The organism is Faecalibacterium prausnitzii, from assembly GCF_049532945.1.
In the GTDB taxonomy this organism is placed as follows: domain Bacteria; phylum Bacillota; class Clostridia; order Oscillospirales; family Ruminococcaceae; genus Faecalibacterium; species Faecalibacterium prausnitzii_N.
The window spans coordinates 1,273,045-1,292,025 of the sequence record NZ_CP186691.1; the positions used below are offsets into that span (position 1 = coordinate 1,273,045).

Annotated in this window: 17 protein-coding genes and 4 pseudogenes; 5 read left to right on the forward strand and 16 right to left on the reverse strand. The window is 50.9% G+C overall.

The annotated features are described in order from the left end of the window. Positions 1 to 139 precede the first annotated feature (139 nt). From ACNQFG_RS06360 to ACNQFG_RS06380, 5 genes are all read left to right on the forward strand, one after another. Complete coding sequence (locus ACNQFG_RS06360; protein ID WP_227623140.1) at positions 140 to 214, forward strand: hypothetical protein; 75 nt, start codon at positions 140 to 142, stop codon at positions 212 to 214. Positions 215 to 425: 211 nt separating this feature from the next. Then, positions 426 to 1,118 carry a response regulator transcription factor gene (locus ACNQFG_RS06365; RefSeq protein ID WP_007890426.1) on the forward strand — a complete coding sequence of 231 codons (693 nt, stop codon included), beginning with the start codon at positions 426 to 428 and terminating at the stop codon, positions 1,116 to 1,118. After that, positions 1,115 to 2,146: a sensor histidine kinase gene (locus tag ACNQFG_RS06370; protein ID WP_423406363.1), complete on the forward strand. Its 1,032-nt coding sequence runs from the start codon at positions 1,115 to 1,117 to the stop codon at positions 2,144 to 2,146. Before ACNQFG_RS06365 ends, ACNQFG_RS06370 begins: the two co-directional genes overlap by 4 nt. A 182-nt stretch (positions 2,147 to 2,328) precedes the next feature. Continuing rightward, entirely contained in the window at positions 2,329 to 2,994 is a 666-nt protein-coding gene (locus ACNQFG_RS06375) for an ABC transporter ATP-binding protein (RefSeq protein ID WP_007890430.1), read from the forward strand. Between the two features lie 14 nt (positions 2,995 to 3,008). Further along, on the forward strand, positions 3,009 to 5,387 hold the full coding sequence (locus tag ACNQFG_RS06380; RefSeq protein WP_098922173.1) for an ABC transporter permease: 2,379 nt from the start codon (positions 3,009 to 3,011) through the stop codon (positions 5,385 to 5,387). Between the two features lie 190 nt (positions 5,388 to 5,577). Here ACNQFG_RS06380 and ACNQFG_RS06385 read toward each other — a convergent pair whose 3' ends face one another. The 16 genes and pseudogenes from ACNQFG_RS06385 to ACNQFG_RS06460 all read right to left on the reverse strand — a co-directional run bounded on the left by ACNQFG_RS06385 (position 5,578) and on the right by ACNQFG_RS06460 (position 18,936). Further along, positions 5,578 to 5,706, reverse strand: a complete 129-nt coding sequence (locus tag ACNQFG_RS06385) for a DUF6061 family protein (protein WP_242852859.1) — start codon at positions 5,704 to 5,706, stop codon at positions 5,578 to 5,580. A 79-nt stretch (positions 5,707 to 5,785) separates the two neighbouring features. Beyond that, a pseudogene (locus ACNQFG_RS06390) lies at positions 5,786 to 6,073 on the reverse strand (DNA topoisomerase); the annotation flags it as partial. 100 nt (positions 6,074 to 6,173) lie between these two features. Continuing rightward, positions 6,174 to 6,908: a DUF4366 domain-containing protein gene (locus tag ACNQFG_RS06395; RefSeq protein ID WP_423406364.1), complete on the reverse strand. Its 735-nt coding sequence runs from the start codon at positions 6,906 to 6,908 to the stop codon at positions 6,174 to 6,176. Next, positions 6,892 to 7,164: a DUF4315 family protein gene (locus tag ACNQFG_RS06400; RefSeq protein WP_015536499.1), complete on the reverse strand. Its 273-nt coding sequence runs from the start codon at positions 7,162 to 7,164 to the stop codon at positions 6,892 to 6,894. Before ACNQFG_RS06400 ends, ACNQFG_RS06395 begins: the two co-directional genes overlap by 17 nt. A 12-nt stretch (positions 7,165 to 7,176) precedes the next feature. Next, a complete protein-coding gene (locus ACNQFG_RS06405; RefSeq protein ID WP_423406365.1) occupies positions 7,177 to 8,919 on the reverse strand; it encodes a C40 family peptidase in 1,743 nt (580 codons plus the stop codon). Further along, positions 8,912 to 9,850 (reverse strand): annotated as a pseudogene (locus tag ACNQFG_RS06410) (VirB4-like conjugal transfer ATPase, CD1110 family); the annotation flags it as partial. The pseudogene ACNQFG_RS06410 and the gene ACNQFG_RS06405, both read right to left, overlap by 8 nt. 73 nt (positions 9,851 to 9,923) lie before the next feature. Continuing rightward, positions 9,924 to 11,606: a group II intron reverse transcriptase/maturase gene (gene ltrA / locus ACNQFG_RS06415; RefSeq protein WP_149795379.1), complete on the reverse strand. Its 1,683-nt coding sequence runs from the start codon at positions 11,604 to 11,606 to the stop codon at positions 9,924 to 9,926. A 547-nt stretch (positions 11,607 to 12,153) separates the two neighbouring features. Next, a pseudogene (locus ACNQFG_RS06420) lies at positions 12,154 to 13,596 on the reverse strand (VirB4-like conjugal transfer ATPase, CD1110 family); the annotation flags it as partial. Then, on the reverse strand, positions 13,571 to 13,933 hold the full coding sequence (locus ACNQFG_RS06425) for a PrgI family protein (protein WP_181967347.1): 363 nt from the start codon (positions 13,931 to 13,933) through the stop codon (positions 13,571 to 13,573). The gene ACNQFG_RS06425 and the pseudogene ACNQFG_RS06420, both read right to left, overlap by 26 nt. Before the next feature lie 14 nt (positions 13,934 to 13,947). Continuing rightward, on the reverse strand, positions 13,948 to 14,814 hold the full coding sequence (locus ACNQFG_RS06430) for a VirB6/TrbL-like conjugal transfer protein, CD1112 family (protein ID WP_423406366.1): 867 nt from the start codon (positions 14,812 to 14,814) through the stop codon (positions 13,948 to 13,950). 229 nt (positions 14,815 to 15,043) lie between these two features. Continuing rightward, a pseudogene (locus ACNQFG_RS06435) lies at positions 15,044 to 15,139 on the reverse strand (Maff2 family mobile element protein); the annotation flags it as partial. A gap of 87 nt (positions 15,140 to 15,226) precedes the next feature. Next, positions 15,227 to 16,837 carry a recombinase family protein gene (locus tag ACNQFG_RS06440; protein ID WP_423406367.1) on the reverse strand — a complete coding sequence of 537 codons (1,611 nt, stop codon included), beginning with the start codon at positions 16,835 to 16,837 and terminating at the stop codon, positions 15,227 to 15,229. Between the two features lie 134 nt (positions 16,838 to 16,971). Continuing rightward, a complete protein-coding gene (locus ACNQFG_RS06445) occupies positions 16,972 to 17,163 on the reverse strand; it encodes a transposon-encoded TnpW family protein (protein WP_423406368.1) in 192 nt (63 codons plus the stop codon). 12 nt (positions 17,164 to 17,175) lie between these two features. After that, entirely contained in the window at positions 17,176 to 18,015 is an 840-nt protein-coding gene (locus tag ACNQFG_RS06450) for an ATP-binding protein (protein WP_423406369.1), read from the reverse strand. Then, the gene (locus ACNQFG_RS06455) at positions 18,012 to 18,752 is read right to left on the reverse strand and encodes a phage replisome organizer N-terminal domain-containing protein (protein WP_423406370.1); all 741 of its coding nucleotides are present in this window, start codon (positions 18,750 to 18,752) and stop codon (positions 18,012 to 18,014) included. The genes ACNQFG_RS06450 and ACNQFG_RS06455 overlap by 4 nt, the downstream gene beginning before the upstream one ends. Then, the gene (locus ACNQFG_RS06460; protein ID WP_006573562.1) at positions 18,742 to 18,936 is read right to left on the reverse strand and encodes a hypothetical protein; all 195 of its coding nucleotides are present in this window, start codon (positions 18,934 to 18,936) and stop codon (positions 18,742 to 18,744) included. Before ACNQFG_RS06460 ends, ACNQFG_RS06455 begins: the two co-directional genes overlap by 11 nt. Between the last annotated feature and the right edge of the window lie 45 nt (positions 18,937 to 18,981).

Genomic DNA, 18,981 nt, shown 5'->3' on the forward strand with positions numbered 1-18,981 from the left:
TCTACAAATCGTAGGTGGAAATAAATCGGAAAACGTGATATGGATTGAGACAGTTCAAGAGAAAGGACAATCGACATGGATAGTCAAAAATTTGGTACGTTCATCTCGGAATTAAGAAAGGAAAGGGGGGTGGACACAACTGGAACTTGCACAAAAGCTAAATGTTACGGATAAAGCAGTTTTAAAATGGGAGCGGGGAGTTTCCCATAGTTAAAGATACCACACCAAATATGATGAACCCACGCTTATACACTACCAGCTATAATAAACCGCAAGGACAGCAATTTGATGATACTGCTGTCCTTTCTTTTATAAAATTGCAGTACACATAAAAAAGCTGTAAAATGATAAATATATTTGTCCTTGTAACATTTCACGGACATTTGCCTGTTATACTATCTGCAAAAAGCAAAGGAAGTGAGGATATGAAGCAGATTTTAATTGTCGAGGACGACAGTTTTTTGAATAAGATGTTGGCCTATAACCTAACCGCAGACGGCTACGGCGTGACTTCTGCCCTAAATGCCAGAACCGCAGCCGAAGCCATCCGCCAGCGGGAATTTAATTTAGTGCTGCTGGACATCAACCTGCCGGACGGGAACGGTTTTGAACTGTGCAAGCTGATAAAGCCCCAGCACCCGGATACCATCGTGATTTTCCTGACCGCCAACGATCAGGAGAGCGACCAGATACGGGGCTATGAGGTGGGCGCGGTGGACTACATCACAAAGCCCTTTGTGATCGGGGCCTTGCAGCGGAAAATCAAAGCCATGTTCGCCATGCTGGAACACCACAAACCGGCCAAGGACATTTACGACGACGGGCGGCTGTTTCTGGACTTCTCGGAACAGACGGCTTCCTTAAATGGCAAGCCCCTGACCCTATCCCCGATGGAGTACAAAATGCTGAACCTGTTCCGCAAAAATCCCCGGCAAGTGCTGACCCGTGGGCAGCTTTTGGAAAAGCTGTGGGATATAGACGAAAGGTTTGTAGACGAACACACCCTGACAACTTCTATCAGCCGGATTCGCAGCAAGATTGAATCCGACGGCGGCGCGCCCTACATCAAGACCGTTTACGGCATGGGCTATCAATGGACGGGAGGCGAGGCAAAATGAAGTTTCAAAACCTCTCGGTAAAGCGGCTGTTTGGCCGGGTGGCAATAGGGTTTGCCCTCTCCATGTCCGGGATCACCATAGCCCTTTTTCTTGTGACAAAACAGACGGTGGTGCTGCTGACGGGCGGGGCGCTGCTGTTGTGCGCCCTTGTAGGGATTTTTGTACTGACGCAGGCGTTTGGAAAACGGTTATCACAGTTTACCGCTGACCTGTGCCAGACCTTAGACCACATGATTGCCGGAAATGAAGCGCCCCAGCGGCCAGAGGACAGCGAAACCCAGCTTGCCAGAATCGGACACCGGCTGGCAAGGCTTTACCAGATCATGCAGGAGAACCGCCGCCGGGTGGACGAGGAACGGCAGGAGTTACAGACCCTTGTATCGGATATTTCCCATCAGGTGAAAACGCCGGTAAGCAATCTGAAAATGGCGACGGACACCCTGCTGGAAAAGCCTATGGCCGAGGCAGAGCGCACCGACTTTATCCGGGGAATCCGCAGCCAGACGGATAAGCTGGACTTTCTCTTTCAGGCCCTTGTGAAAACCTCCCGTCTGGAAACAGGCGTGATCCAGTTGGACAAGAAACCGAGCCGCCTCTTTGATACCGTGGCACAGGCCATGAGTGGGATCGTGTATGCAGCGGAGAAAAAGGAAATCGCCGTGTCCGTGGACTGCCCGGAGGATTTGACCGTTTCCCATGACAGCAAGTGGACATCGGAAGCCCTCTTTAACCTGCTGGACAATGCGGTGAAGTACACCCCGGCAGGCGGGAAAATCGCTGTGTCTGTGGTGCTGTGGGAAATGTATGTGGAAATCAAAGTGACCGACACTGGCAAGGGCATTTCCGAAAGCAATCAGGCCGCTATCTTCCAGCGCTTCTATCGTGAGGAAGAAGTACACGAACAGCAGGGTGTGGGCATTGGCCTGTATCTGGCCCGCGAGATCGTAACGCGGCAGGGTGGCTATATCAAAGTGGTTTCGGAGCCGGGCAAGGGTTCGAAATTTTCCATTATGCTTCCCTTGCGTTGAGAGAAACTTTCTGCTTCGGGTCAAGTTGGCCCGAAGTGCAGAGATAAAATGAAATGTCCGAGCGTTGTAACATTTCACCTCAATTTTCAATGAATTTTTTTAGCCGCTGTAACATTTCGCGGACATTTGGGTTTTACAATACACTCATCAACAGGTAGGAAGCCTTGAAAGGAGTTTTGAATATGAGCGTTTTACAGACGATTGACCTGAAAAAGTATTACGGTACAGAACCGAACATTACCCGCGCCCTTGACGGCGTAAATTTCTCCGTGGAGGACGGCGAGTTTGTGGCTGTTGTGGGAACCTCTGGTAGCGGCAAGTCCACCCTGCTTCACATGATGGGCGGGCTGGACACTCCCACCAGCGGAACCGTGATCGTCCGGGGCGAAGAACTGGCAAAGAAGAACGATGAACAGCTTACCATCTTCCGCCGCCGCAACATCGGCTTTATCTTCCAGAACTATAACCTTGTTCCCATCCTGAATGTGTATGAGAACATCGTCCTGCCGGTGGAGCTGGACGGGGACACGGTGGATCAGAAATTTTTGGACGAGATCGTACACCTGCTGGGACTGGAAGATAAACTGAAAAATATGCCGAATAATCTTTCTGGCGGACAGCAGCAGCGTGTGGCGATTGCCCGCGCTCTGATTACCAAACCGGCTATTGTGCTGGCCGATGAGCCAACCGGTAACCTTGACAGCAAGACCAGCGCCGAGGTGCTGGGGCTTATCAAGCGCACCAGTGCAGAGTTCCGGCAAACTGTTGTGATGATTACGCACAATGACGACATTGCCCGTCTTGCAGATCGGATTGTCCGCATTGAGGACGGCAAGATTGTGGAGTAAGGAGGTGGCAGGCTATGACATGGCCTTTTGAGAATGATACCAGCGCCATTACAAAGAAGCTGGCAAAGAAAAGTTTGCAAAGCGAGAAGCGCCGGAATCTGATGGTGGTGATTGCCGTTGCGCTGGCGGCATTTCTGATCTGCTTTACGGGAATTGTGTCTACCTCCCTGACACAAATGCAGCGCAATCAGGTTGTCGATACTTATGAGGCGGTCTGGCTGGGCGTAGAGGAAAACGACATTGAAACCCTGAAAGGACTGCCGGAGTTTGAGCGCGTAGGCGGCTACTATATGCTGGGTGAGGAACTTTCAGAACAGGGCTATCATGCGTCCTATGTGTATTGCGACGCGCAAATGATGGAGATTGCCAAGGCGCAGATGGAGTTGTTAGAGGGCCGGGTTCCTGAAAAAGCAAATGAAGTTGTTGTAAGCGAATACTTTCTTTCCACCTATGGAAACAATGCCAAGATCGGGGACACTGTGACCTTAGATACAGAGAGTTTTCATGGTGATTATGTCGTTACCGGCATTACGGACAGCGTAAATGAAAAAGAAGCGAATACCTGCGCTATCATTCTTTCCAACGCTGCCCTGACAGAATGGAACGGGTTTGACCCGGCTGGCTATCGCGCCTATGTCCATTTCAAAAACAGCGACCAGTTGGGCGAAGAACTGATGACCTCTTATTGCAGGGAGATTGCGGAGGAATATCAGCTTCCTATGCCCAAAATGAACAGTAAGTATTTTGCCTATGCTTCTAAATCCTTTGATTTTGCACTGATGGCAGGTGTGATTGCCCTTGTTCTGATTGGCGGCTATATTGTGATCCAGAGTATCTTCCGTATCTCCATCAATGACAAAATCCAAAGCTACGGGCAGCTTCGGACGATTGGTGCGACACCAAAGCAAATCAAGCGGATTGTAAAGAACGAGGGACGCAAACTCGGCAGTATCGGGATTCTGATTGGCACAGTGCTGGGCGTATGCGGCGGTTTCCTCCTGTTTTCCAAGGGTTTTAACGCTGTTTCCTATGTGGCAACGGTTATTTTAACGCTTATAAGCAGTTGGATCATGATATCTGTTTCCATCCGTAAGCCGGTGAAAATTGCGGCAGGGATTTCCCCCATTGAAGCCGTCCGTTTTACCCCGGCGCAAAAGGACATCCGCAGCCGGAAAAAGAATATCAAGCTCAATCCTGTTTCAATGGGAATTGCAAATTTTAGGCGTGACCGAAAAAAGACCGTTGCTATTGTAGCCTCATTGAGTTTGGGCGGAATTATCCTGCTTGTGGTATCCTCCATTGTTTTGCTGCGCTCACCAGAGGCGCTTGCAAGACAGTTTTTCCCAGACGGCGACTATAAAATTTATTTGGATTCTGAAATGACAGAAGAAAAGGTTATGGCAGCGGGAAATCCATTGAATGAGGAATTAAAGCAGAAAATCTTATCTATTGATGGCGTTACAGATATAATTCCAAGCAGGCAATCTCTCCATGCAACTTATAAAACAGAGATTCATCAAGCTGGTGGTATGTGCGATATGCTGACCGACCAGAATTATGCGGCAGTTGAAGCGGCTCTGACAGAGGGAACCATGCCAACAGATTCCCGTAGTATTGTAATTGACTATAATGTGCTAAAGCAGAATGAGGATATGGGTGTTGGTTCAACGGTTGAGATTTCTTTGGGAGAAGAACAGCCATCCGTTTCTGTTACCATATCGGGGTTATACGCTCCTGCAAAGGTATATTCAGGACATGGCAGGATGCACTTAGATGGGGCAACTCTTTTTGCACCAGAAGCGTTGTTCCACGAACTGCACCCGGAAATCACCTCTTTTGACTATTCATGGAGCATTGTAAATGACGCTAAAAAAACGGACTATGTGGGAGCTGAATTGAAAAATATTGTTGCCAGCCATAGTAATATTGCCTTAGATGAAATCAATACAGTGATTGAATATGAAGAAATGACAAATTCTTTTGCGTTTGGCAGTATGGAGATACTTTCATGGTTGGTATTTCTCTTTGGCGTTATCAACCTTATCAATACGACACTCTCTAACCAGATAGCCCGAAAGCAGGAAAACAGTATTCTGCGTTCTATCGGCCTAACACAAAAACAGCTATGTAAAATGAACATCTGTGAGGGGCTGTGCTATGCGCTCTTTGCAACATTGGCGACGCTGATCGTTGGGCTTCCGGCTTCCATCTTTGCTTGCAGAAAAATGAGTATAGGAGCTTTTGCCGGAAATGTAGTGCCTTACAAATTCCCGGTTTTGGAAATGGGACTGTTCATTCTGGTATTGTTCGGAATGGAACTGATCTTGTCTGTATGGACAATCCGCAGACAGAAAAAGCAATCCCTGATCGAACAAATGCGGGCGATGGAATAACCGTATGGGATCGGCGGGGCGGCGTGTGCTGCCCCGCTTTTTTCGCCATTTCTCAAAAAATTTTTGAAATGTCCGAGCTTTGTAACAATTCAGCCTGTTTTTCTGTCGAAATCAAAGGCACCTCGGACATTTATAGTTCTTCCAAAAGTTTGATGATAATATTACCATTCATGGAAGAAGCAATCTGTTATTACAATAATGCGAAATTGACGATAGTGCCATCATTAAATTGGGCTTCCACCCGGTTGGTGTCCATGTTGTAGCGGCAGTAAAGCGCTTTTTGAGAGTGATTATGGTCGAAATACTGATTTCGTTTCATTTGAATTGCTCCTTAAATGATTTTTGGATTTGATTTTCAACGATATGAGGTCTCTTTTTCCTTTCTCTTAAGTCACCCAACCGCACTGTCCTGCATCGCAACTGTTCACGATGCTGTCTACGTCCGGGCGATTCATCAGCTTTTGCAGGATACCAAACTGCTTTTTGGTGGACGCAGACACCAGATACTGCCACTTTTGCGGCAGGATGGGCAAGTCTGCGATGCTCCACTTGACGTACTTGGCATCGTAGACATTGGGTGGTGCCAGCTCCACCAAGTGCCCCACGCACCAGCTGACCAGATAGCCGTTGCCCTCAAGGTAGCCGTCCTGACGGCTGGTGGCACCGAGGACTTTGGCATAGGACATGGCGACGGACGGTTTCTCCGCCACGATCAATTTTGCGATAAGAATCCCTCCAATCTGTTTCGGATTGCAATATGTAAGGCGGCAAACGCCGCCAATAGAATTATTCTTCTGCGTTATCCTCCTCGCCGGTCTCCTCCGGCTCATCCTCCACAGGGATTTCAAAGTCGCCCTTGTCCTCAGTGTAGTTTGCATCGGGGTCAAGGGCTTCTTTTTCTGCCTGCTTTTTCTGCTTCTGCTTCATAAAGGTGTAAATGCCGCCGCCAGCAACCAAACCGACCAGTGCCAGTACGCCTAAGAATGTGGCAGCATACTTCGTAACTTTGTTGCCACCAGTCTGTTCAGAACCGGATGCCGCCGCTTCTTCCGCAGCCTTTTTCGCATCCTCCTCGGCCTGTTTGCGCTCCTGTTCTGCCTGCGCCGCCGCTTCCTTTTCGGCGGTATAGGCTTCGGCATCTTCATCTTCCATCAGGGAGAGCAGGTCGGCTTCATCCACAAGATTCATGAAATGAACGGTGTTTTCCCCCTTGGCGTTGCGGTCGATGACCAAATAGAACGTATTGCCTGACTTCGACACCAGCGTGATGAACTGCTGACCAGAGCCATCCGAATAACTGGTGTGGTAATCATCCACCAGCGTCAGATTGCCCTCCGGGGTCAGGGCACCGGTTTCCTCATCGGTCACGGTGACAACATCTTCTTCATCGGTGGTAGAAGTCAGGACAGGCTGTTCCACTTCCTCCACAGGCTCACCGCCATAGGCAAAAGCAGGAGCCGCCATGCCAGCGCACAGTGCCACCGACAGCATCAGGGCACAGAACTTATTCATCATCTTCATTATCAGATTCCTCCTTGTTGAACGTAGCACCGACTGCGGACAACGCAGCCGGGGTCGGGGTGGAAGTTGCAGACTGGCGCAGCAGGGCGGCAAGCTGTTCCGGCGTGACCTTGGCGGTGCGCACCATCTCGTTGACCTCGGCAGCTTCTGCTTCCTGAATCCGCCGTTCAAGGCTTTCAATGCGAGTGTTGATCTTAATGCGACGCTCCCTTTCCTTTTCCAGAGAAGCGCGCAGCTTATCGAGTTTTTCGCTCATTTCTTCCTCCAATCATTTTGAGAGCCGCCCAAAACCGGACAGATATTTCTGCCAGTAGGACGAATGAATGTTTGCGTACTTGATGGGGTCTCCAGCGCTGACCATCATGCCGTTGCCAAGGTAGATGCCCACATGACTTTTTCCCGGAGTATCATACGTTCCCTCGAAGAAAACAAGGTCACCGGGCTTTGCTTCGGCTTCGCTGATGTGCTGGCTCTTGTTCCATAAACCGTTGGCGGTCGTCCTGCCCACGTTATACCCGTTCTGGTTGTAGACCCAGCAGACATAACCGCTGCAATCGAACCCGGTTTCCGGGGTGGAGCCGCCCCAGACGTAGGGCGTGCCCACATACTTTTGGGCTTCCTTGTAGATGGCGGCGAACTCCTCATCCGTCAGGGCTTCTGCCGGAACCTGATAATCAATGCCCGGCGCGCCAGAGCCATCGGAGCCACCGGGCGGCAGACCGCCGTTGAACAGATAAGGCCGACCACCCAAGGTATCCTGAAAGATCTCGTACCGTTTCCATTGGTCGTTGTCCAGTTCCTCCCGGATAACGACCTCCAGCCCTTTATTCACCAGCTTTGTGTGAAAAATTCGATACTCATAGGGGACTTGCACGGTGTAGGGGATGCCAGTAAAAATGTCAATCATCACTACCGTGCGGTACCGGGTCTGGACTTCCACCCATGTGGTCAGCTTGTATTGCTTGGCAAACGTCTCCTTGAGTTTTGCCTGCACCTCGCTGCGGGTGTAGTCGTCATAAAGAGTAGTCAGGAACGAAGTGAGCTGCCAAGGATCATGTTCAATAGCATCCAGATGGTATCGGTATTCGTCATAGCCGGGGTGGTCGGTGGGGGTGCGCTTGATCTTTTTATCCAGTTCCTTTTCCAGCTTCTTGTAGTCGGTTTCGGCTCCCCGGATGTCCCGGTCCTCTGCGGTGTAAATGGTCTGACCGGATACCTGCGTGGTGCCGGAAAACAGAATGGAACAGGACGAAAATGCCGACATGACCAGCAGCAAGAGCAAAAGAAAAACGCCCACGATCAAAAGAACGTGCGCGTTGCTTTTTGCAAAATTGGCAATGCCGTTGACTGCGGTGCTGACCACCGATCTTCCTTTGTCGATGACCTGCTCCACGCCGGATCGGGTGGCAGATGCACCGTTGGATGCCGCTTTGCCGCCTGCGGTCTGCGCCGCCGTGCCCGAACGGGCAGCGGCATAGTAGCTTTTGTGGATTTCTTGCCGCTGTTTCCAGCGTGAAAGCCAGTTGGAGCCGCCCTCGCCGGTGCCGGATGCGCCTGCATCTTGTGCCGCAGTCGGCTTCTGTGGGGAAGATTGTGCGGTTTTGGCACCCTTCTTGCCCTGCATCTTGGCTTTCTTTTTCAGCTTCCGGGCATAGATGCTCTTGGAAATATCCCGGACATTTCCTGCTGCCTTTTCGCCCTCGCTTAAAGCCTGCGTGCCCACATTATCGTCCTCGTACTGGTCAACCTCCCGATGCACCGCAGACCGGGCGGCGGCAGCGGCATACATAGCACGTTTCTGCTGCTTTGTCATGCGGGATGCTTCATCCGGGGTGATCTCGGCTTTGCCAAAACGCAGATGCTGGGATTTCTCCGCAGCTTTGTCTGCATCCTGTTTCAGTTTCTGCTTTTTGGGCACCGACTGCTCCACTTTAGACTTTTTCGGAGGGGAGCGTGTAGCCGTGCGCTCCTTTTCCTCCTCGAATTTCAGCTTCGGCTGTTTCTCACTCATGCTTTTGCGCCTCCGCAACTTCGGAAAGGCGGGTCGTAAGGATGCGGTAGAGTTCAAGGTCTTTCGGGAAGTGGTCAACAAAGGGCAGGATCACGTTACCGAAAAACAGCAGCCCTTCACCTTCGCCGGAGTGGGTCACATAGGAAAGCTGATGGGGCGAGATGTTGAGCTGCTTTGCGAGAATCTGCCGGTCTCCGTTGGCCTGATTGAGCATATACACAAAGTCCGAGTTTTCAAAAATATTCGATACTTCGGGACTTGCCAGCAGATCTTTGACATTCTGCGTTAGGGCTGTCGGAATGCCGCCCCACTTACGGAAACGCTTCCAAATCTCAACGGAATAAGCAGCAGTCTGCTCTTCCTTCAAGAGCAAATGGAACTCGTCTGCATAGTACCGGGCGGATTTTCCGGCACTGCGGTTGGCGGTCACACGCCCCCACACGGCATCCTGCACGATGAGCATACCCAGCTTTTTGAGCTGCTTGCCCAGCTGCTTGATGTCAAAGCAGACGATGCGGTTATTGATATCTACGTTGGTGTGGTGATTGAAAATGTTCAAACTGCCCTTGACGTAGATTTCCAGCGCAGCCGCCACATGGCGGGCTTCCGGTTCGTCTTGCGTCAACAGTGCATTGTAGAGGTCTTCCAGCAGCGGCATATTTTCCGGGATGGGGTTCTCGAAATACTTGCGGTAGACCACATGGACGCAGCGGTCAATGACCGTCTTTTCCACCGGCTGCAAGCCCTCTTTGCCGCCGACCACCAGTTCGCACAGGGACAGCACAAAGTCGGCTTTCAAAGCCAACGGGTTGTCCTCCTCCGAGTAGTTGCTGTTGATGTCCATCGGGTTGATATACTGGGTGCTGGCAGGGCTGATGTGGATGACCTGCCCATGCAGACGCTCCACCAGCGGAGCGTAATCGGCTGGGTCAGCGGTGTTACCACCGCCTTCCCGCCTAAGAACCGTACGTGACAGTTTCCCGTCATACGGCTCAAGCATTTCATCACTTCTTCAAGCGGTTCTCAGCATAAATACGCTGACAGGTGCAATGAACGTAGCGCATATTGCGAACATCTTCCATGCCAGCCTTTGCCTTTGGTGCAAGGTAGAAGATTTCTCTTTCTTCCGTTACATCCATCGGCATTCCGCAGTGGTAGCACAGTCCGTTCTGGTTTTTCCAAATCATCTTGAATTTTCCAGTCAGCCGGTGCATTCCTTTATCGAATTTCCTTTTTTGGAAATACGCCTCATCGAGGAACGGATTTGCAGTAGCTTTTATCTTGGTATGTCGCACAATGGCTGTGCTGTCCACCCGTATCAGCTCCTTGTTTTCCGTAGAGAACACCCAGTTCCGATTACCGACACGATGCCAGTATCTCGTGGAAATCCACCACTTGTTCTTCTTTGGGTGCCGTCTTTTAGCCCATCGCCACAGCAGTTCGTACAGGACATAGTCCAGATGCGCGAACGCATCACTTGCGCATACGGACTGGTGGTAATTAGTCCAACCTCGAATTTGTTCATTCAACTTCATAATCAGAACATCTTGCTGCCACGCTTTTCCTCTGCGGAGAATCGTGTCAGAGATATTGGAAACGATAGCCTTGACCGCCTTTTTGGAAGGCTTGATAATCAGCTTTTCGTTATACTTTCTGAAGTTCCAGCCGAGGAAGTCGAAACCATCGTCAATGTTGGTGACAACGGTCTTTTCATCAGAAAGTTCCAATCCGCGTTCAGCGAGAAACTCTCGAATCAGCTCCTTTGCTTCAAGAGCCAGTTCAGGTGTTGCCGCTGTGACCACAAAATCGTCTGCATAGCGGACGAAGTTTACTTTGTGGGCATTCTTAAATCTTAAATCGACCTTACCGAGCGCGTTCGTGTGAAAGCGTTCGACCAGCTTCTTCTCGATACCATCCAGCGTCATGTTCGCCAGAATGGGGGAGATAATACCACCTTGCGGAGTTCCTTCCTCGGTAGGAAAGAGTTCGCGCTGATAGATAAATCCCGCCTTTAAGAACTGCTTCAAAATGTTCTTGTCCATGGGGATGTTCGCCAGAAGCCAATCATGGCTGATATGGTCGAAGCAACCTTTGATGTCACCCTCCAAAACCCACTTCGGAGAAATGTGCTTGCGCGACAGTGCATTGAACAGATATTCGCAGGCATCCTGTGCGCATCTTCCTTTTCGGAAACCAAAGGATTTCCCATCTGCTGTTGTTTCCGCCACCGGTTCCAGTGCCAAAGCATAAAGAGCCTGCATTGCGCGGTCATACATCGTGGGAATCCCCAACGGACGTTTTTTCTTCTTGTCCTTCTTTTCGATATACACTCTACGGAGAGGACGTGCACGATACCTTTTATCTGTCAGCGATAGAGCCGCTGCCATTTTCTTCGCCGGAGTGTTCCAGAGAACACCATCCACACCGGGAGTTCTGCGCCCGTCGTTGGTTACGACACGCTTGACAGCCAGTGCTTTGGCGTAAAAGGAATGTGTCAGAAGATACTGAAGTCGTTTTACTGCGTTGTAGTCTTTTTGCTGAGTTGCCTTGACAATCCTGATTTGTAGCCTGTTGACTTCCCGCTCTGCCTTATGCCAGTCAATGTTTTTCCATTGGGCACTCAACATAGCTTCGTCCGACAGCTTCTCAGAAGTTTTACCTTCCGTCGTTGAATACTTATCGTTCACAGGAATACCTCCAATCTTGCCATGAAATACCCGGAATAAGTCAGCACCCTTTCAGGTCAGGGCAAATTTTGAACCCCTATGCTCACCGTTACAGTGAACCTTTCGCTTTTTATTCCATCTCATACCCTCTGCGCCATTTCTTCCTCTTGCGAGGTCGATACCTTTGTTCAAGGAACGCATAGGGTTTTCCACGTTCCACGTAATGCATAATTCTCGAATGCCTTAGCCGCCATCTTTGAACCGGGAGGATTTGTGTCCATTTGCTTCGGGGTAGCGAAAGGCCCCTCGGTCACCTCCAACACCTTTTGGTGTAGGTGTATCAGCCTTATTTCACCTATTCCCTGTAACGATCCTTACGATGATTCACATTACGTTCGACATAGCATTCTTTACCCTAACAGTACATCCGCTTTAGGCTGGCAGATTTCCCATATTGTCCTGTGAGCTTCCCAACGCCGGCTTTTGACCAGTGCAGGTCACAGTAGGGTTACTCCAAATGGATAGAGCAGTGTTTATACACAATACATTACGCGACTTCGTGTCGCACCTCACATTCTGGGTCGCAGATGATGATATCATCGTCCGTCACGAGGAACGCATTGCAGATCTCACGCTTTGCGCTGAAGGATTTACCGGAGCCGGGAGTGCCCAAAATCAGACCGTTGGGGTTCTTCAGCTTTTTGCGGTCCACCATAATCAGGTTGTTGGACAGGGCGTTCAAGCCATAATACAGGCTTTCCTTGCCGTTGTCGAACAGTTCCTGTGTGGTAAACGGCACAAAAATCGCTGTGCTGCTGGTGGTAAGACCCCGCTGGATCTCGATTTGGCAGTCTGCCAGTGGCAGGCTGCTCATCAGCCCCTGCTCCTGCTGGAAGTCAAGACGGCACAGTTCGCAGTTGTGCTTCTGCGCAATGCTGACCGCCTGAAACACGTTGGTTTCCAGTTCCTGCTCGGTCTTGCCGGTGTTCAGCACCAGAAAAGTGACAAGGAACATCCGCTCGTTTTGCGACTGTAATTCTTTCAGCAGGGCTTTTGCATCCCGCCCGTAAGTCGCTAAATCGGACGGCAACACGTCCATGTCGTATCCGGCGCGGACGGCTTTTTTCTGCTCCTCGATCTTTGATCTATCGAGTTCGGTGATGGTGTGCTTGATGGTTTTGATGGCCTTGTTCTGGTCAACGGACTGGATGTGCATGGTAACGATCTGGCTGGAATCCATGTCCAGAAAATCCTTCAGCAACTGGTCGCTCAGGTCAGAAGCCGTGATATTCAGAAAGCTGACCGCTCCGAAGATGCCGCCCATCTGAAAGGTGCGGCTGTTCTTAAACGCCAGCGCAGTGGGGGCAATGGCATCCTTTACGGACAGACCACTGGGCACAAGGTCTTTCCAGTTGAAGTGGAACTTGTTGGCTCCATCCATGTTCAGCATCCCGTGCATCAGCCGCAGACGCTCCGTACCGTCCAGCGGCTTTGCCAGAACGCCCAGCCTGTGAAAGTTGTTCATCAGGTCGTTCTGGATGTGCTCCAACCGAGGTTTGACCTGCGCCATGCTGTCGCCCTCGATGCCGTAGGTCAGAAACTTCGTTTTCGTCAGGCCGTTGTTGCCCTTGGAAAGCTGCTGCCGCAGCATCTGGCTGTACTCGGCGCGCACATCGTCAAAGCCATCCTGCTGGTACGGGATGCGGATGGACTTTTCGAAGTCTGCCGAATCGGTGGCGGTATTCACGAAAGACAGTTCAAAGTGGATAGAGCTGTCGAAAAAGTTGAGAAAAGAGCACCATTCCTCAAAGATGGCGGTCTTGTCCTCCTGCTGCGCCAGCTGATAGTTGATATCCTGATACTGGATGGTGCGGGTGTAGTAGCCGGGACGGACACGGCAGGTGCCGTCCTCAAACATCCGCTGGAACGGGATGCTCTCCTGTGCCGTGCGGGGCACTGTGGGCTTGGGCGGCTTTTTGCCGTCTTTATTCTTTTTCAGAAACGGAATCATGGGCGTCATCTCCCTTCATAAGCAGTGCATAGTAATTGCGGGTCTGGTACGGACGCACCTTCGGGCGAACAAAGCGCGCCTGAAAGTAGTACCGCAGGATCTTTTCGGCGGGCTGACCGTTCTTCTGATACATGGCCAGAAAGAACATGGGCAGCATGACCGCCATCATGCCGAGGGTAGCACCGGAATTGCCAGCGGTGTCCCGCAGAACAAAGAACAGCGGCACGCCTACGACTGCCGCTGCACCAAAACAGATAAGCTGCCGGGCGGTCAGGTTGAAGGCTACTTTGGACTTCACCTTGCTGAAATCGCGCGGCACGGAAATATAAGCTGCCAAAATTTCACCTCCAATCAATGGGCACCCAGCAGAGTTTTGGCGACAGAGCTGGTCTTGAACAGCGAGAAGCAGAGCAGCACCGTGTACCCCACGATGCTCCAGATCGAGTTGATGGCATCCCCGGATATTGCAACATTCTGGAGCAGAACAGCGTAGATCGCCACGCAGATCAGGATCAGGAAGCCCTGAAATCCCAGCGCAAACAGAGAACGAAGATAGTTCTGTCCAACATGGGATTGCTCGTGGTTGCCCCATGTTGCCATGGGCACCGGAGCCAGACTGACCATCATGTAGATTTCAATCATTCTTCCGTAGACGATGACGAAAATCACGATGGACAGGATGCGCATGGTGATACCGATGAAGAAGGACTGCAAGAACAGCCCGAACAGGGGGCCGACGTCCATCTGCATCATGCTGGATTGCAGCATGGAAAGCCCGATGTCGTTCACCCGCGTGTTGCCAGAAATAATGCCGCTGGAATTTGCCACCACCTGCTGCGTCACGTCGAACACCGCCATGATGATGTCAAACGTATTCGAGATCATCCAAACCGAAATGGCAGTTTTGAAAATCCACTTCAAAATCAATGCCGGTTCAAACTGTGCCATATTGTTGTGTTCAGTAATCATCTGAATCAATTCATAGCAAGCAATGAAGGTCAAAATCACACCTGCAATGGGCAGCACCACATTCCGGGAGAGGGCTTCGATCATAGCGAAAACGCGCGGTTCAAAACTGGATGGTTTGGTGCCCACCTGCTGTGCGATGTTGCCCACCTGCGTGTTCACATCATCGAACAGGCCGGAAAGATTGGACATGATCGCCGCTGTCAGCAGCGACTTGATCCAATCAGAGATTGCTTTGAGAACTGTTTCCACTCAGCGCCACCACCTATCAAGAAAAATGGTTGATAAGGGTCTTGAGCAGGTTGAGCAGAAAAATAATGTGAGTCAGAATCTGCATAAATAGCACCGTCCTTTCAGAGTAAAGGTGAATATTCGATTTGCAATGCGTTTCCTCTTTATAATAAGAATCCGTTTGCCACGGAGGGGCTGGAAATGCTTGCAAGTAAATATGTACGGGGCGGCAATCGCCGCCCGGAAAAGATCAGCCGAACAGACCGCTCAGCAGGGGGATCAGGGTGATGCCGATCAGGGCAACACCGCCGCCAGCCATGAGCTGCTTCATGCCCTGACTCTTTGCTTATGTGTGATAAAGAAGTAATAGAAGTGTAAAAAATTTTGCCGTTCCTATCCGATACTTGTCTTTGGTATCGGATAGGGCGGGCAGTCATTCGGGCAAGTCCACCTTGCCGACGAAAGAATAGTAAATCTCAATATCCTGTCTGCGTGTGCCGTTTTCATCGTAGCTGCACTCATGCACAACGATTTTCTCTACAAACTCACGTAAGAGGGTGTGGGTCAGTTCTTCAAAGTTCATGTGCTTGCGGACAATGTTCATAAACTTTTCTGCGTTTACGGTAGCTTCCTGTGCTTTGGAAAGCTCCGCCTGTATTCTGGCAACACGCTCTTTCAATTCCTGCTGTTCGGCTTCATAGTCTGCCGAAAGCTCCGTGAAACGCTCGTCAGAAATGCGACCGCTTACGCTGTCCTCATACAGCCGCTTGAAAATAGCGGAAAGTTCACCGATACGCTTTTCGGCAGCTTCCAGTTCCTTTTTCTTGGCGGCGTTCCGGCGTTTGCCGCCGTCCTCGTTCTGCTCGATCAGCAGCTTCATAAACCGGGCTTCATGCTTTGCCGCATAGCTCGTCACTTTCCGTAGATTGGAGAGAACGCCCGCAGTCAAAAGGTCGGTGCGGATAAAATGTGCGGTGCAGTCATGGGTGCGTTTTTTGTAGTTCCCGCAGATATAGCAGTCCTGTTTCCGCTTATCGGTCTGGTAACGCTGCTGATACATGACGCTGCCGCAGTCCGCGCAAAAGAGCATACCAGAGAACAAGCCCACATCATCGTAGCGGTTGGGGCGTTTGCGCTGCTTGCGTAACTCCTGCACCCGTTCCCATGTCTGCAAGTCGATGATTGGCTCATGGTGGTTCTCGAAAATCGCCTGTTTCTCAATGGGGTTGTCTATGCTGTGCTTCATCTTGTAGGACGGTTTTTCCGTCTTGAAGTTCACAAGACAGCCTGTGTATTCCCGGTTTTCCAACAGATGAACAACGGTATTGGTCGCCCACTTACATTCATAGCCGGGGTGGTAGCGGCGTATGCTGCCTGTGCGCTGGTATTCCAGCGTTCCCGGCGTGGGGATTTCCTGCTCGGTCAGCATACGGGCTATCTTGGTCGGACCGTTCCCGGCAAGGCAAAGCTGGTAAATCTGCTTGACTACCGGGGCGGCTTCCTCGTCAATGATGAAATTTTCGTCCTCGTCCATGAGGTAGCCGTACACGGGCTTGCTGGTAACAGGCTTACCGCTCATGCCTTTTGCTTTCTTAACTGCCTTGATTTTTTTGCTCGTATCTCTCACCATCCATTCGTTGAAAAGATTACGCAGCGGGGTAAAATCGTTGTCGCCCTGTGCGCTGTCTACTCCATCGTTGATGGCGATAAAGCGGACGCCTTTTTGTGGGAAAATCATCTCGGTATACATTCCCACCTGCAGGTAGTTTCGCCCTAACCGTGACATATCCTTTACGATAACGGTAGCCACTTTCCCGGCTTCAATGTCTGCAAGCATGGCTTGAAATCCGGGTCTTTGGAAGTTCGCGCCGGAAAAACCGTCGTCGGTGTACCAGCGCAGATTGGTAAAGCCGTTCTGTTTTGCGTAGGTTTCAAGGATACGCTTCTGATTGGAAATGGAATTGCTTTCGCCTTGCAGCTCGTCCTCATGGGATAGTCTTGGGTAAAGGGCGGTAATTGGTTGTTGGTTGGTCTGTCTTAACATAAAATCCTCCGTTTCCGACAGCCAGCCCCACTATTCCGTACCTTGATTGTACCACATGGGGCGGCTGTCTGTATAGCGGCTTCTGCTTCTTTACCGCCCGTCAAAATGACGTTTTTTCTGTGCGGCTTGTAGCGTTAGGGCGAAAGCTGGGCTTTGTGTCCTGCGGCGGCTTCCGCTTCCAGCACTTTCATCATCTTGTCGGCTGCGGTGTCGGTTGCGCCCTGCTTGAAGAAGCCGGAAACGGTAAGGACGGAGTTGCCCATGCGGATTTCCGTCACACAGTCCGGGCGGCGTTCCGGGGTGGTGTTCTGCTTGTTCTCTGCCATAGGCAACTCCTTTCATTTCATCAATTCTTTTAGTCTGTTCAGCTTGGCTTGCGCCGTTTCACGGCGGAAGTTCTCTCCCGTAAAGAGGATAGGGGCGCACATTTCAAGCAGTCGGTCATAAATCCGGGCATGGGCGGTGTCCAGCGGATTTTGCAGGCTGTCCAATGTCAGATTGGTGGTAACGATTAAGGGCTTGCGGCTGCGGTAGCGGCTGTCAATCACATTGTAGACCTGCTCTAAGCCATACTCTGTGCCACGCTCCATTCCAAAATCATCAAGGATAAGCAGAGGAAAACGGCAAAGACGCTCGATATACTCGTTGCGCCCCTCAAAGCTGGCGGTCAGGTCATTCAAAATCGCAGAGAAGTTCGTCATGCGGACGGAGATTTCTTTCTCCATGAGGGCGTTTGCGATACATCCGGCAAGGTAGCTTTTGCCTGTGCCGACGCTGCCCCAAAGCAGATAGCCGATATTTTCCTCGCGCATGATTTCCCAATGCTCCACATAGAAGTGTGCAATCTCCATTTGCGGACATTTCCCGTTGTCGTTGGCGAAAGTCCATTCCTGCATGGTAGGATTGGTAAAGCCCCGGCGTTTCAAGTCCTCCACGGTGTCAAGGTGCTTTCTGCGCTGTTCGGCGGCTTCACGCTCCATGCGCTGCGCCCGCTGGCAGTCACATTCAGCCGGATGTCGGTCACGCCCAAACAGGGTAGCCTTATCATCCGGGAAATAGGCTTCTTTCGGTGTCCGGCACTTGCCGCAGTAGAGCAGACCGTCCTCACCTGTGTAGTCCTCCGGCTGTGGGGTAACAGCCGCCATATTCAAAACTCGTTCTGTAAACAGATTACTCATAAGCTCTCGCCCTCCTTGTAGCTGTAATCGGGTATGCCCCTTTTCGGGGCAGCTTTAGCGGTATCGTCAGCCACCCATCTGCGGATAGTGGCTGCATGGTTCTTGTATTTCCTCCCAGTGGAAGCGATATAGCCGGATAGCCGGTCAATGTAATACTCCCACTTGTCGGGCAGTTCTGCTTGCAGTTCGGAAAGCTCCGTATCAGTCAGAAATACATTCTCATATCTGCCATAGCTACGGGCGAGGGCTTGTCCCTTTAACTCTCTCTCTTTTTCTATCTCTATATCTATCTCTTTCTTTATCTCTATCTCTGGTGGACAAATGTCGGACAAATGTCCGCCATTTGTCCGCGGCGGCAAAAGTGCCTTATTTTCAAGCCTTGCGGCGCGTTTCCGTTCCGCTTCGGTAGAGGATTGACCGATCATCAGCTCGATGTCGGTCATATAAAGCAGCCCGCAATCAAGCTGCTCCACAAGCCCTAACTGCTGGAAGATGGCTAATGCCCGTTCCACCGTCCCGATTTGGTGACGGGTCAGCGTGGCTATCATCTGGGCGGTGTAGGGGATATTCTCGTCAAGCTGCAAAGTGCCGCCGTATTTCAGCGATTTTAAGTACAGCTTCAAGAGGATATTGGAATACAAAATCCCGTCTTTCATGTCCTCCAACAGCACAATGGAATCGCTGTCGAAGAAGTTTTCTTTCAGTTTGAGGTAGTAATATTTGCGGTTATCTGCCATTGGCGGTGTCCTCCCTGTGTTTCCATCTCTTAGAGAAATACCGGGGGCAAAGGACGATAATCGCCCGGAAGCTCTGCTTGCAGCCGTGTGTGCAGCCCCGGCAAAGGTCATTGTAGGTAATACGGTTTCGGTGGTTGAGGAAAAAGCTCCATTCCAACCGCCGCTTTTTGCTCATGCGTGGCATTTCTCGCTCCTTTCTGCCGTTTCCGCTGGTATAAGCGGATAGGTC

Bases quoted from the DNA above. Each gene is read 5' to 3' on its own strand.
- ACNQFG_RS06380 (WP_098922173.1), top strand. From the start codon at position 3,009: ATGACATGGCCTTTTGAGAATGATACCAGCGCCATTACAAAGAAGCTG.
- ACNQFG_RS06385 (WP_242852859.1), bottom strand. From the start codon at position 5,706: ATGAAACGAAATCAGTATTTCGACCATAATCACTCTCAAAAAGCGCTT.
- ACNQFG_RS06405 (WP_423406365.1), bottom strand. From the start codon at position 8,919: ATGAGTGAGAAACAGCCGAAGCTGAAATTCGAGGAGGAAAAGGAGCGC.
- ACNQFG_RS06395 (WP_423406364.1), bottom strand. From the start codon at position 6,908: ATGAAGATGATGAATAAGTTCTGTGCCCTGATGCTGTCGGTGGCACTG.
- ACNQFG_RS06460 (WP_006573562.1), bottom strand. From the start codon at position 18,936: ATGCCACGCATGAGCAAAAAGCGGCGGTTGGAATGGAGCTTTTTCCTC.
- ACNQFG_RS06365 (WP_007890426.1), top strand. From the start codon at position 426: ATGAAGCAGATTTTAATTGTCGAGGACGACAGTTTTTTGAATAAGATG.
- ACNQFG_RS06445 (WP_423406368.1), bottom strand. From the start codon at position 17,163: ATGGCAGAGAACAAGCAGAACACCACCCCGGAACGCCGCCCGGACTGT.
- ACNQFG_RS06375 (WP_007890430.1), top strand. From the start codon at position 2,329: ATGAGCGTTTTACAGACGATTGACCTGAAAAAGTATTACGGTACAGAA.
- ACNQFG_RS06370 (WP_423406363.1), top strand. From the start codon at position 1,115: ATGAAGTTTCAAAACCTCTCGGTAAAGCGGCTGTTTGGCCGGGTGGCA.
- ACNQFG_RS06455 (WP_423406370.1), bottom strand. From the start codon at position 18,752: ATGGCAGATAACCGCAAATATTACTACCTCAAACTGAAAGAAAACTTC.
- ACNQFG_RS06400 (WP_015536499.1), bottom strand. From the start codon at position 7,164: ATGAGCGAAAAACTCGATAAGCTGCGCGCTTCTCTGGAAAAGGAAAGG.
- ACNQFG_RS06450 (WP_423406369.1), bottom strand. From the start codon at position 18,015: ATGAGTAATCTGTTTACAGAACGAGTTTTGAATATGGCGGCTGTTACC.
- ACNQFG_RS06440 (WP_423406367.1), bottom strand. From the start codon at position 16,837: ATGTTAAGACAGACCAACCAACAACCAATTACCGCCCTTTACCCAAGA.